This window comes from Stenotrophomonas sp. (assembly GCF_031995405.1).
Classification (GTDB): domain Bacteria; phylum Pseudomonadota; class Gammaproteobacteria; order Xanthomonadales; family Xanthomonadaceae; genus Stenotrophomonas.
The window spans coordinates 1-13815 of sequence record NZ_DAMAGC010000111.1 but is presented as its reverse complement, the minus strand read 5'-3'; the positions used below and the strand labels follow the sequence as shown (position 1 = coordinate 13815).

General features: G+C 68.0%; 10 protein-coding genes and 1 pseudogene. All 11 read left to right on the top strand.

The window, feature by feature from the left end; translation table 11 throughout:
* A pseudogene (locus RTO53_RS16010) lies at positions 1 to 667 on the top strand (OmpA family protein); the annotation flags it as partial.
* A gap of 107 nt (positions 668 to 774) precedes the next feature.
* Positions 775 to 1557, top strand: coding sequence for a ParA family protein (locus RTO53_RS16005; protein WP_312238731.1), 783 nt, complete (start codon positions 775 to 777; stop codon positions 1555 to 1557).
* Positions 1554 to 2891 (top strand): chemotaxis protein CheW, encoded by a 1338-nt coding sequence (locus tag RTO53_RS16000; RefSeq protein WP_312238730.1) that lies wholly within the window; start codon positions 1554 to 1556, stop codon positions 2889 to 2891. The genes RTO53_RS16005 and RTO53_RS16000 overlap by 4 nt, the downstream gene beginning before the upstream one ends.
* A 268-nt stretch (positions 2892 to 3159) precedes the next feature.
* On the top strand, positions 3160 to 3468 hold the full coding sequence (locus RTO53_RS15995) for an STAS domain-containing protein (protein ID WP_312238729.1): 309 nt from the start codon (positions 3160 to 3162) through the stop codon (positions 3466 to 3468).
* Complete coding sequence (locus RTO53_RS15990) at positions 3465 to 3830, top strand: response regulator (protein ID WP_159496673.1); 366 nt, start codon at positions 3465 to 3467, stop codon at positions 3828 to 3830. The genes RTO53_RS15995 and RTO53_RS15990 overlap by 4 nt, the downstream gene beginning before the upstream one ends.
* Before the next feature lie 57 nt (positions 3831 to 3887).
* Positions 3888 to 5867 (top strand): chemotaxis protein CheA, encoded by a 1980-nt coding sequence (locus tag RTO53_RS15985; RefSeq protein WP_312238728.1) that lies wholly within the window; start codon positions 3888 to 3890, stop codon positions 5865 to 5867.
* 812 nt (positions 5868 to 6679) lie between these two features.
* Complete coding sequence (locus tag RTO53_RS15980) at positions 6680 to 8920, top strand: methyl-accepting chemotaxis protein (RefSeq protein ID WP_312238727.1); 2241 nt, start codon at positions 6680 to 6682, stop codon at positions 8918 to 8920.
* A gap of 225 nt (positions 8921 to 9145) precedes the next feature.
* Complete coding sequence (locus RTO53_RS15975; protein WP_312238726.1) at positions 9146 to 9925, top strand: flagellar brake protein; 780 nt, start codon at positions 9146 to 9148, stop codon at positions 9923 to 9925.
* A 327-nt stretch (positions 9926 to 10252) separates the two neighbouring features.
* A complete protein-coding gene (locus RTO53_RS15970) occupies positions 10253 to 10744 on the top strand; it encodes a chemotaxis protein CheW (protein ID WP_312238725.1) in 492 nt (163 codons plus the stop codon).
* Between the two features lie 151 nt (positions 10745 to 10895).
* A complete protein-coding gene (locus tag RTO53_RS15965) occupies positions 10896 to 11279 on the top strand; it encodes a hypothetical protein (protein ID WP_256777578.1) in 384 nt (127 codons plus the stop codon).
* Positions 11280 to 11375: 96 nt separating this feature from the next.
* Entirely contained in the window at positions 11376 to 13745 is a 2370-nt protein-coding gene (locus RTO53_RS15960; RefSeq protein ID WP_312238724.1) for a methyl-accepting chemotaxis protein, read from the top strand.
* Positions 13746 to 13815: the final 70 nt, after the last annotated feature.

Here is a 13815-nt window from a genome sequence, read left to right as displayed (position 1 = left end):
GGGCGGCGGCTGGGACAGCCCGTCGGTGATCAAGGCCGGCAACCGCGTCGGCCCGTCCGCACCGGCCCCGTCCAACGACCCCACCCTGCTGCCGGCGATGGCCTCGCAGATGCGCATGCCGGTATCGGTGCGCAACCAGGAACAGCTGCAGCGCGCCGAGCGCCAGCTCAACACCATCGCCGACAAACTCACCGCCACCCTGGCACCGCTGATCGATCGCGGCATGATCACCGTGCGCCGCACCGAGCTGTGGATCGAGGTCGAGATCAACAGCGACATCCTGTTCCCCACCGGCTCGGCCACGCTGGACGTGCATGCGCGCGACACGCTGTCCAAGCTGGCCCAGGTGCTGCGCGATGCGCCCAACGGCGTGCGCGTGGAAGGCCATACCGACAATATTCCGATCGCCACCTCGCTGTTCCCCTCCAACTGGGAACTGTCGGCCGGGCGCGCGGCCAGCGTGGTGCATCTGTTCGCCGACCAGGGCCTGCAGCCGGCACGCCTGGCGATGGTCGGCTACGGCCAGTTCCGTCCGCGCGAAGACAACGCCAGCGCCGAAGGGCGCAACCGCAACCGGCGCGTCATGGTCATCATCCTGGCCGATACCGCCCAGGGCGTGGACCCGCTCGGCCCGCAGTTGACCGCCGAGTCCGCACCGGCGCCGAAGCCCGCCGCGCCCTCCCTTACCCCCCTCGCCCCGGTGCAGTTGCCACCGGTGCCGGCCGGCAGCCGCGTTGGCGCCGCCGTTCCCCCTGCAATGAAGGAGTGAACCGAATGCGCATCTGGGCAATCGCCAATCAGAAGGGCGGCGTGGGCAAGACCACCACCTCCCTGGCCCTCGGCCGTGGCCTGGCCACGCTGGGCCACCGGGTGCTGCTGATCGACCTCGATCCGCATTCCTCGCTCACCCGCGCCTTCGGCGTGCCACTGGATCCACCGCCGCAGGGGGTGCTGGAACGGTTCGGCGCACCGCCGGCCGAGCTGTCCACGCTCAGCCACCACAGCGACATCCCCGGCCTGGACTACGTCTGCGCGCAAGCCGCGCTGGCGACGCTGGAACGTCGCAGCGCCAACCAGCCCGGACTGGGCCTGGCGCTGCAGAACGCGCTGGGCCGCCACCAGGGTCAGCACGACTACATCCTGCTCGACTGCGCGCCCACCCTGGGCCTGCTGATGATCAACGCGCTGGCCGCGGCCGACCGCCTGATCATCCCCACCCAGGCCGAACCGCTGGCCCTGCATGGGCTGGATGGCATGGTCCGCACCGGTGAAATGGTGGAACGGTCGCGTCGCCGCACGCTGCCGATGTCGATCCTGCCGACGTTGTTCGACCGCCGCACCCGCGCCGGCAACGAAACGGTCAAGCAGATGCAGGACAAGCACGGCCACCGCGTCTGGGAAGACGCGATCCCGGTCGACACCCGCATCTGCAACGCCGCCAGCCTGACCGTGCCGCCGCAGTCCGAGGACTATCCCGGTCGCGGCCTGGCCGCCTACCGGCGCGCCCTGGAATGGATCCTGGCCGACGACGCGCTGCAGATGGAGCGCGCGGCATGAACACCGCCGGCGTGCTCGACGACTACCTGGAGCAGCTGCTCGGCGACGCCGTGCCGGCGGCACCGGCAGCGGCTGACGTGTCCGCCGCCCCGGCGGCCGCCGTGGTCGCGCAGGACGGCGCTGAAGCGGCGGGCGTCGCCCTGGCGATCAGCGCCGAGTTCGCCCGTTCGACCGCGCCCGAGGCCGACACCGACGCCGCGCGCGACGCGGCTGTCGACCCCGCGCTCGGCGAACCGGCCGAGAGCCACGCGACCGCTCACGAAACCCCCACCTCGCCCGGCAGCCCGGCCAACCTCGCCCTGCTCGACGAACTGATGAACGACCCCGCGCTCGGTCCCCCGATCGATAACCTCGCGACCGCTCACGAAACCCCCACCTCGCCCGGCAGCCCGGCCAACCTCGCCCTGCTCGACGAACTGATGAACGACCCCGCGCTCGGCCCGCCGGTCGAGAGCATCGCGACCGCTCACGAAACCCCCACCTCGCCCGGCAGCCCGGCCAACCTCGCGCTGCTCGACGAACTGATGAACGACCCCGCGCTCGGCCCAACCGTCGAGAGCCTCGCGACCGCTCACGAAACCCCCACCCCGCCCGGTAGAGCCGAGCCACGCTCGGCTGCTCTTGCCGCCGCCGACGCAGGCCGACCCAGCTGGGACGACCTGCCCGACGAGGTGCTGCACGACAGCGCGCCCGCCGTCGCCGCAGCCCCAATACCGGCGCACGCACCGATCGTCCCCGCCCCCGCCCCGCTGCCTGCCGCCCGTCCCATGCCCACGACGATGCCCATGTCCGCCCCGAGTGCGCGTGCCGCGGCGCCCGCCCCGGCGCACACCCGCCCGGGCAGCTGGCAGGAACTGCAGGCCCAGGCCCGCAACCCCGCCTCCAGCCCACGCGAGAACCGCCGCGCCAGCGAACGCACCTCGCGCTGGCTGCGCCTGCGCTGTGGCGCCCAAGCCTATGCGCTGGAACTGCTCAAGGTGCAGGAAGTGGTCCTGCCGGTGCCGCTGCTGCCGCTGCGCGGCACCGCTGCGGCCATGCTCGGCATCATGAACCTGCGCGGCCAGGTGGTGCCGGTGATGGACCTGGGCATCCACCTGGGCGCGGGCCCGGCCCAGGACGACGCCAATACCCGCATCGTCGTGCTCGAAGAGGATGGCGAGACCATGGGCCTGCGTGTCTCGGCCGTGGAGGATGTCGCCAACCTCACCGATTCGCAGATCGAACCGCCGGACACCGCGCGCATCTGCCAGATCTCCAACGACCTGTTCCGCGGCGTGGCCCGGGTGACCGCGCAGCCGATGATTCTGCTGGATGCGACGCAGCTGTTGAATTGACCGCATTCTGTCGGACAGCCACCCATGGGGTGGCTCTACCTCGGCACACCTCCCCCGGTAGAGCCACGCCATGCGTGGCTGCGCTCCAACCGGCGCCAGCACCGCCCGGATGCGCCCGGACGGGTTCGTCCCGCTGCCGCGCCAGCCACCCGTGGGGTGGCTCTACCCGGTCATTGCCTCCCCCCCTTGAAGATCCCTTGGCCGGTCCCCCTAAAGCTTCCCCGTTCTGGGCCGTTATAAACCTCGGAACCGTTTGTCCGGAGCAACGATGAGCACTGTGGCCCTGGGTGGTGATCTCGGTATCGAGACCAGCACCGAGCTGAAAACCCGCCTGGCCCCTTTGGTGGACCAGGCCGGCGCACTGACGCTGGATGCCAGCGAAGTGAGCCGGATCCATACCGCAGCAATGCAGGTCCTGTGCGCATTCGTCGACGCCCGCCGCAAGGCAGGCCACCCGACCGGATTCGACGGTTGCACTGCAACCTTCCGTGACGCCGCGCGACTGCTCGGCGTCACCCAGGCCCTTGGCCTGGACGCAACCCATGACAACCTGAAATCTGTGGAGAACGCTGCATGAGCGCACGTATCTTGGTGGTGGACGATTCGGCGTCGATGCGCCAGATGGTCTCTTTCGCCCTCACCTCGGCCGGTTTTTCCGTCGAAGAAGCCGAGGACGGTGCCGTCGCGCTGGGCCGTGCGAAGGGCCAGCGCTTCAACGCGGTGGTGACCGACGTCAACATGCCCAACATGGACGGCATCTCGCTGATCCGCGAACTGCGCCAGCTGCCGGACTACAAGTTCATCCCGATGCTGATGCTGACCACCGAATCGGCCGCCGACAAGAAGTCCGAAGGCAAGGCCGCCGGTGCCACCGGCTGGCTGGTCAAGCCGTTCAATCCCGAACAGCTCGTGGCCACCGTGCAGAAAGTGCTGGGCTGAGCCCGGCAACGCGTCCCGCCCCACCCTTCCCTTCCCCGCAACCGGACCCCACGCATCATGAGCATGGATCTGCAACGTTTCCACGCCACGTTCTTTGAAGAAAGCCGCGAGGGGCTGGATGCGATGGAGGCTGGCCTGCTGGCGCTCGAATCGGGCCAGCAGGACCCGGAAATCATCAATTCGGTGTTCCGCGCCGCGCACTCGATCAAGGGCGGCGCCGGCACCTTCGGCTTCGACGCGATCGCCGCGCTCACCCACGTGCTGGAAACGCTGCTGGACGAACTGCGCGCCGGCAAGCGCGCGCTCGAGGCCACGGCGGTCGATGCGATGCTGTCCTCGGTGGACGTGCTGCGCGCCCTGCTGCGCGAAGCCGAACACGGCCAGCCGGCCGACCCGCAGGCGGTGGCGGCGATCAAGGCACGCCTGGAAGCGGTGCTGTCCGGCCAGGCCGCCGCCAGCGCCCCGGTCGCTGCGGCCAAGGTCGATGACACGCCCGAAGCGTGGCAGATCGGCTTCGTGCCGTCGCCGTCGCTGTTCATGAGCGGCAACGACCCACTGCGCATCATCCGCGAACTTGAACACCTGGGCTCGCTGCAGGTCGCCGCGCGCATGGAGCGCCTGCCTGGCTTCGACCAGCTCGATCCGCTCGAAGCCCACCTGGCGTGGGACCTTGGCCTGGTCGGCAAGGTACCGCGCAGCAAGATCGAAGACACCTTCGCCTGGGTCGTGGACGACTGCGAACTGGACATCCGTCCGGCCGCACCGCCGAGCCTGGCCACCAGCGCACCGGCTGCCCCGGCAGCGGCGGCGCATGCTGCTTCTGCGGCCTCACCTGCCGCCGGCGCGCCGGCCGCCGCCGCGCACGAAGCGGAAACCTCGATCCGCGTCGCCGTGGAAAAGGTCGACGCATTGATCAACCTGGTCGGCGAACTGGTCATCACCCAGGCCATGCTCAAGCAGGTATCGCATGCGCTGGACCCGGTGCACGCCGAACAGCTGTTCGCCGGCCTGGACCTGCTCGAACGCAACACCCGCGACCTGCAGGAAGCGGTGATCGGCGTGCGCATGCTGCCGGTGGATGCGGTGTTCCGCCGCTTCCCGCGCCTGGTCCGCGATCTCTCCTCGCGGCTGGGCAAGCAGGTGCGCCTGCGCACCATCGGCGAAGGCACCGAGCTGGACAAGGGCCTGATCGAGAAGATCGCCGATCCGCTGGTCCATCTGGTGCGCAACTCGATCGACCACGGCCTGGAAATGCCCGATGTCCGTCGTGATGCGGGCAAGGATGAAACCGGCACGATCACCCTGGCGGCCTCGCACCAGGGCGGTCACATCGTGATCGAAGTCAGCGACGACGGCCGCGGCCTGAACCGCGACAAGATCCTGTCCAAGGCGCTCGAGCGCGGCCTGAGCGTGCCCGACAACCCCACCGACGCGCAGGTCTGGGACCTGATCTTCCAGCCGGGCTTCTCCACCGCCGATGCGGTCACCGATCTGTCCGGCCGTGGCGTCGGCATGGACGTGGTCCGCCGCAACATCCAGGCGCTGGGCGGCGAAGTGCAGCTGGAAAGCAAGGCCGGCAATGGCACCCGCGTGCTGATCCGCCTGCCGCTGACCCTGGCCATCCTCGACGGCATGACCGTGGCGGTGGCCGGTGAAACGGTCATCCTGCCGCTGGCCTACGTGCTCGAAGCGCTGCAGCCGCAGCCCGAGGACGTGCGCACCATGGCCGGCGAAGGCCGCGTGCTGCGCGTGCGTGGCGAGTACCTGCCGATCCTCTCGCTGAGCGAGTACTACGGCTTCGGCGCCCGCACCAAGGATGACTCGCTGGTGGTGGTGGTCGAAGGCGATGGCCAGAAGATCGCGCTGGAGGTGGACGAACTGGTCGGCCAGCAGCAGGTCGTGGTGAAGAACATCGAAAACAACTACCGCCGCATCAGCGGCGTATCCGGCGCCACCATCCTCGGCGATGGCCGGGTGTCACTGATCGTGGATATCGGTGGCCTGGTGCGGTCGCTGCGGGTGCCGCAGGCCGCGTAATATTTCGCAATCGCGAAATATCCCCACGGTTTGCGTTGCAAACCGCGGGCCCCGCCTCACCAGCACCCAACACCCCCCGCCTGAAGGCGCGCCCCTCGGTCCGCCCTCGCATGCGCGATGGCTCCCCACGTTCTGCTTTGCAGAACGCGGGCCCCGTCTTATCACCCGCCAACACCCCCCGCCTGTCGGCGCGCCCCCGCTACTAGCGGGGGCTCCTCGTCTTCAGGTTACGCGCTTTCAGCTGGCCGGCTCCTCGCCCTGTTTCTGCGCCGATACGCCGGGTAGGTCTGGCGTTGCGTGCTGCCGGCCAGCGGCCGGCACTACCCGGGGGTGCGATCTGCGGCGCGGGGGTCGCGTGCGATCTGCGGCGCGGGCGTCGCGTGCGGCCTGCGGCACGGGCGTGGCATGCGATCACCGGCGTCGGCGGGGCGTGCGATCCGCGGCGTCGGGCGTCACGCATCTGGTTGTGCCTGGGCATGCGATCCGCGGCGCGTGGTTCGTCCGTGTGCTCCACGCCTTTTGAAACTGTGACATCGAACTTGGCGGATACGCGGGCGTACTGACCCGCCTTTTGCGCGACGCAGGTGAAAGCCTTGCCATTGCTTGCTTATGCAACCAATGCGGCGCGGCCTGCGCTGTGTCGTTTTCAAAAAAAATGTGACATCGAGCACTCAAGTTACGGCGACGCAACGCCGCTATCCCGAGAGAGCGATGACGCCACCGTCACGCGGTCCCGCCCCACCCCGCACTCGCAACGCCTTTCGCCCAGCACCCCACGGCTGTGCGCCACCGTCCTGCCCGGAGTTCACACCATGAAGTGGTTCCACAATCTGCCCATCGCCCGCAAGCTGGCGGTGGGGTTCACGCTCACCACCCTGATGACCGTCGTCCTGGGCGTGTTCGCCCTGGTCCGTTTGAACGACGCCAACACGCAGCTGGGCGAGATGTCCAGCAACGACATCCCGTCCATCCAGCACCTGGGCGAAGTGCGTTCGCAGCTGGGTGAGTTCCGCACCTTCGAACTGGCGCAGCTGAGCATGCTCGACCAGCCGGACAAGGTTGCCGACTACGAAAAGCGCATGGATGCCACCGCCAAAACGGTTCGCGAAGAACTGGCCGCCTACGCCGCACTGCCGGCCGGCGACAAGGAAAAGGCGCTGTACCAGAAGGTCGCCGCCGACGTGGACACCTACTTCAAGGCCAACACCGCACTGCGTGCCGCCGTCGCCGCCGGTGACGGCGTGCTGGGTCGGCAGGTCTCCGACGACCAGTCGCGCCCGGCCCGTCGCCAGCTGTTCGACGACCTCAAGGTCCTGGGCGCCTTCAGCAACTCGCTGATGGCTGCCAAGCTGGACAAGGCCAACGCCACCCACCGCACCAGCATGACCGCGATCATCGCCTGCATGGTGCTGCTGTCGCTGGTCGCCGCCGCGCTGGCGTTGGTGATCTCGCGCGTGATCACCCGTCCGTTGTCGCAGGCGGTGCATGCGATCAAGTCCGTCGCCCGTGGCGACCTCAGCGTCAGCACCCGCGCCACCAGCACCGATGAAGTCGGGCAGATGCTGGTGGCCACCGGCGAGATGACCAGCATGCTGCGCCGCTACTCGGACGAAACCCGTCAGATGTCGGCCATGCACGCCGGCCCGGACATTTCCCACCGCATGCCGGTCGACTTCCCCGGCGTCTACGGCGAACTGGCCGTGGGCACCAACACGGTGGTGTTCGACCATCTGGACGCGATCAAGGACGCCATCGCCGTGCTCAACCAGTACGCGGCCGGCGACCTGTCGCAGAACGCGCGTCGCCTGCCGGGCAGCCGCGCGATCCTGCACGAATCGATGGACGCGGCCAAGGCCAGCCTGCTGGCGATCAACACCCAGATCCAGTCCCTGGCCCAGGCCGCCGCCGCCGGCGATTTCAGCCAGCGTGGCGATGCGCTGCGCTTCGATCACGATTTCCGGGTGATGATCGAACACCTCAACACCATGATGGAAGTGGCCGACGGCAACCTGTCCCAGCTCTCGCACCTGCTCCAGGCCATTGCCAACGGCGACCTCACCGCACGCATGCAGGGCCAGTTCCACGGCGTGTTCGCCAGCATGCGCGACGATGCGAACTCCACCGTCGCCCAGTTGACCCAGATCGTCGGGCGCATCCAGCAGGCGTCTTCCAGCATCAGCACCGCTGCCGGCGAGATCGCCTCGGGCAACAACGACCTGTCGCGCCGCACCGAGCAGCAGGCCGCCAACCTGGAAGAGACCGCCGCCTCGATGGAGGAACTCACCTCCACCGTACGCCAGAACGCCGAGCATGCCCGCCAGGCCAACCAGCTGGCGATCGGCGCGCACGGCGTGGCCTCGCAGGGCGGCGAGGTGGTGGGCCGCGTGGTCAGCACCATGCATGAAATCGATGCGTCCTCGCGTCGCATCGCCGACATCATCACCGTCATCGACGGCATCGCCTTCCAGACCAACATCCTGGCCTTGAACGCCGCGGTGGAAGCCGCCCGTGCCGGCGAGCAGGGCCGTGGCTTTGCCGTCGTGGCCTCCGAAGTGCGCACCCTGGCGCAGCGCTCGGCCAGCGCCGCCAAGGAGATCAAGGGCCTGATCGACGAATCGGTCGGCAAGGTCGCCGAAGGCTCGGCGCTGGTCAACCAGGCCGGCGAAACCATGGGCGAGATCGTGGCCTCGGTGCAGCGGGTGACCGACATCATGGCCGAAATCTCCGCCGCCTCGCAGGAGCAGTCGGCCGGCATCGAACAGGTCAACCAGACCATCACCCAGATGGACGAGACCACCCAGCAGAACGCGGCCCTGGTGGAAGAAGCCACCGCCGCCGCCCGCTCGATGGAAGAACAGGCCGGCCACCTGACCGATGCGGTGTCGCTGTTCAAGCTGGATGGGCAGGCCGCGCCGTCGGTCAGCGTGGCAGTGGCTGTCGCCCGCACCCCGGCCGCGGCGGCACCGCGCGCCCGTCCGGCGGCCGCCCCGGTGCGTCGCACGGCGGTGCGGGAGCCGGTGCTGGCCAACGAAGGCGACTGGCAGGAATTCTGATGCCCTGCCCTCGGTTTGAGTGATGCCCACGACACCCCGCTCCGGCGGGGTGTCGTTGTTTTGCCCGCCGGGATACCGCGTCACAGCGCGTCTCGCACCGTCCTAGCCGGGCGGCGCGGCCGGGCAGCTCACAATTCCCCCTACATAAACGTGAACTACTGCCGATAAACGGACAGAGCCCCGGCAATCTTCGCCCACGGCGCCCGCCCAACACAGCAAGAGTCCATGTCCGAAGGCAGCCTTGACGCACACGACGGAACCCATGCCGCCCACGATGACGGCACGGACGATCGTTACCTGGTCCGCAATCCCCGGCAGATCCGCCAGTTGTTGCAGGCGCTGATCGACCAGCGCTCGCTGATCAACGCGCACCTGGGTGGCCGCGACCAGTCATTCCCCACGGCGATCCTTGAGCTGGACGAGGACGAGGATTCCCTGCTGCTGGACGGCAGCCCCTCCGAGCCGGCCAACCGGGCAGCCGAAGAGGCCGGGCATCTGCTGTGTTTCGCACAGCTGGACCGGGTGATGGTGCGGTTCCGGCTGGACCATCTGGAACGGACCGGGGGCAGCGGCCACGTGGCCTTCCGGGTGGCCTTCCCCAGCGAGCTGGTGCATCTGCAGCGGCGTGAGCTGTACCGGCTGGAGACCCCGATCACCGATTCGCCGCAGCTGCGTTTTCCGGTCAACGAGGATCGCAGCGAGGCGCTGAACCTGCGGGTGGTGGATATCAGCGGCGGCGGTCTGGCAGTGACGGTGCCGCCGGACTGCAACGTGTTTTCGATGCAGAAGCGCTACCAGGCGCGGCTGGACATGCCCGACAGCGGTCCGCTGGAGGTGTCGTTGATCGTCTGCAACCAGCTGGCGGTGAAGCTGCCCAACGGGGTGGAGATGAAGCGCGTCGGGATGCGGTTCGACAACCTGCCACGCGGTGGGGACAGCGCCATCCAGCGCTACATTTTCCGCATCGACCGTCAGCGCAGCGCGCGCAAGAACGGGGAGAGTTAGACGGGCTGCTTTTCCCGGGTGCAGGTGCCGAGCAACGCTCGGCACTCCCCCTCCCCGCCAGGGGCGGCTCCATCCAACCGATCACGGAATCCGTGGGGCGGGCGGTGCCAGGCCCTGCCGTGACCGTCATGCGCCATGGATGGCGCATGTCGAGCCTACAGGGACGTACTTGCGGCGGGTCACGGCAGGGCCTGGCACCGCCCGCCGCGCCTCGGCAGTGCACGGCTGACCGCCCTTTCCACGCCCCCTAAAGTCGCCCCCATCCAGGCCGATATCCAGCGTGACGCCCGGTTTTTCTACCGCCACGCCCGACCCAGGATTCCCTCGATGAACGACAGCAACCCCAATGCCGCCAGCAGCGGTGGCGAGTATCTCAGCTTCACCCTCGGCGCCGAGCACTACGGCGTGGATATCCTCAAGGTGCAGGAAATCCGCGGCTACGACTCGGTTACCCGTGTTCCCGACGCGCCGGATTACATCAAGGGCGTCATCAATCTGCGCGGCACCATCGTGCCGGTCATCGACCTGCGCCTGAAACTGCGCCTGGAGAAGGCCACCTACGACGCCTTCACCGTCATGATCGTGCTCAACGTCGAAGACCGCGTCGTCGGCATCGTCGTGGACAGCGTCTCGGACGTCATCCCGCTCAGCGCCGACCAGATCCGCCCGACCCCCGAGTTCGGTGCCGCCGTCGATACCCGCTTCATTTCCGGCATCGGCACCCAGGACGATCGCATGCTGATCCTGCTGGATATCGAAACCCTGCTCGACAGCGCCGACATGGGCCAGCCCAGCCACGTCGAAGACGCTGCGGCCTGATCGTGCCCGTTTCCCCCACCGCCGCGTCGACGCGGGGTGAAAAAAGTTCTTCAGTTCCGTCCAGGACGGCCGATAGCTGCTTCAGGACCCGGCTGTGTGGGGCTGCCCAAGGCCGGGCCAATTCGTCCATTTTCCCCGGAGATTTTTCCCGATGAAGTCCCTGCTTGCGCTGTTCTCGGTTGCCGTTCTCGCCACCTCCGCCTCGTCCGCTTTCGCCCAGTCGGCTGAAATGATTCCGCCGGAGATGGCACCGCGCTCGGTCGGCAAGGACGGCATGGTCTGCGGCAAGGTCGAAAAGGCCCGCTACGCCGAAGGTTCCGAAGGCCAGCCGACCTTCCTGTACATGGGCGGCGCCTTCCCGCGCCACACCTTCTCGGCCCGCATTGCCGGCGCCAACCGCGGCAAGTTCAGCTTCCCGCTGGAAAGCCTGGAAGGCAAGACCGTCTGCGTGATCGGCAAGATCGCCCGTGACGCATCGCGCGCTGAAATCGAAGTCAGCTCGCCGGCCGGCCTCAAGCTGGCCAACATCAAGTAATCCGCTGTACGCCATGCCACGCCGGCACCGGCCGGCGTGGTCGCTGCAACCGGGCACGATGCCCGGACGCGTTTGCCCTTGGAGATCGCACCGCCCATGCCCTGGATCAACAACCTCAAACTGATGCCGAAGTTGATGCTGACTTTCGGCGTCCTCCTGCTGGTGATGCTGCTGCAGGGCATCGTGGCCTATCGTGGCTTGTACTCACTCAACAACGTCACCACCGAACTGGCCGGCCACCGGATGGAAAGCATCCGCACCGCCGGTGAAATCCGCGGCATGGTCGGTGAGTACCGCAACTATGCATACCAGGGCCTGATCCGCGCCAGCGACGACGTCAAGACCGAAGCCAAGAAGCGCTCGGCGGACCTGCGCGGCCAGATCGACCTGGCCATCAAGAAATACCCCGAACTGATCGACAATCCCCAGCAGAAGAAGCTGTTTGACACCTTCGCCAAGGATTGGAAGGCCTCGCTGGCCTCCTACGACGCGGTCACCGAAATGCTGGAGCTGGACCTGCCGGACGACGCCATCGACACCTTCGTCGGCGAGACCCGCGCCAAGCACCTGAAGGCCTCCTCGGCGCTCGAAGCGCTGATCGCCGAAGACAACCGGCTGGCCCGCGCCTCGCGCGAGGAAGCCGAATCCACCTACGCCGCCTCGGCCACCCTGACCGTCATCGCCCTGCTCGGCGGTGCCGCCCTGGGCCTGGTGCTGGTATGGCTGTTCGCCCGTTCGCTGGTGGGCAGCATGCGCGGCGCCGTATCGGTGGCCAACGATGTCGCCAGCGGCAAGCTCGATGGCCACATCGATGTCAGCCGCAAGGATGAAGTCGGTGACCTGATGCAGGCCATGCAGCGCATGCAGCGCGACCTGCGCGAGCGCACCGAAACCGACCAGGCCATCGCCCGCGAGAACCTGCGCATCCGCACCGCGCTGGATTACAGCTCTACCGGCGTCTACCTGACCGACAACCAGCTCAACATCGTCTACGCCAACCGCGCCCTGGAGCAGAGCCTGTCCCAGTACCAGGACGAGCTGCGCAAGCACCTGCCCGATTTCGACGCGGGCACCTCGCTGGTCGGCCGTCCGCTGACCGTGCTGGAACACCGCGGCGAGATGGATGCCGGCCTGCTGGCCAACCTCAAGCAGCATGGCGTGGCCCGTCGCGCCATGCAGTTCGGCGACGCCCAGTTCGCACAGGTGGTCTCGACCATCCGCAACGAAGAAGGCGAGAGCGTCGGCCACGTCGTGGAATGGCGTGACCGCACCCCCGAGGCGCTGGTGGAGGCCGAAGTGGCACGGGTCATCGCCCAGGCCGCTGCCGGCGACCTGTCCGGCCGCATCATCGCCGAGGGCAAGCAAGGCTTCTTCCTGCAGCTGGCGCAGCAGATCAACGGCCTGCTGGACGCCAATGCGGCCAGCATCGAACAGATCTCCGGCCTGCTCACCGCGCTGTCGCAGGGCGACCTGACCGTGCGCATGCACGGCGATTTCCAGGGCGTGTTCGCCACCATGCGCGACGATGCCAACGCCACCGCCGAACAGCTCAGCGGCATCGTCACCCGCATCAAGCATTCCAGCCAGGCCATCAGCTCGGCTGCCAGCGAGATCGCCACCGGCAACAGCGACCTGTCGCGCCGTACCGAGCAGCAGGCCGCCAACCTGGAAGAAACCGCCGCCTCGATGGAGGAACTCACCTCCACCGTGCGCCAGAACGCCGAGCATGCCCGCCAGGCCAACCAGCTGGCCATTGGCGCGCACACCGTTGCCAGCCAGGGCGGTGAAGTGGTCGGCCAGGTGGTCACCACCATGAGCGCGATCCAGACCTCGTCCAAGAAGATCGCCGAGATCATCTCGGTCATCGACGGCATCGCCTTCCAGACCAACATCCTGGCGCTCAACGCCGCGGTGGAAGCGGCGCGCGCCGGTGAACAGGGCCGAGGCTTTGCCGTGGTCGCCTCCGAAGTGCGCACCCTGGCACAGCGTTCGGCCGCGGCAGCCAAGGAGATCAAGGGCCTCATCGACGACTCGGTCGGCAAGGTCAACGACGGTTCGGCGCTGGTGCACAAGGCCGGCGCGACCATGGGCGAGATCGTCGCCTCGGTGCAGCGCGTGACCGACATCATGGCCGAGATCTCCGCCGCCTCGCAGGAACAGTCCGCAGGCATCGAACAGGTCAACCAGACCGTGGTGCAGATGGACGAAACCACCCAGCAGAACGCCGCGCTGGTGGAAGAAGCCACCGCCGCCGCCCGCTCGATGGAAGAACAGGCCGGCCACCTCAGCGATGCGGTGTCGATCTTCACCCTCGACGAGCAGGACGTGGCGGCACCGGTGGCGTTCGCTGCCCCGGCCCCGCGCGCGCCCGTGCGCCAGGTCGCCGCCGCACCGGCACCGGCCCGCCGCGCCGCCGCGCGCCCGGTGGCCACCGAACTGGCCGACGGTGACTGGCAGGAGTTCTAAGGTCGCCTGCGGCTGGTAAACCTGCACTGCAGAAGGCCCCGATACCCATCGGGGCCTTTTTATTGGCCAA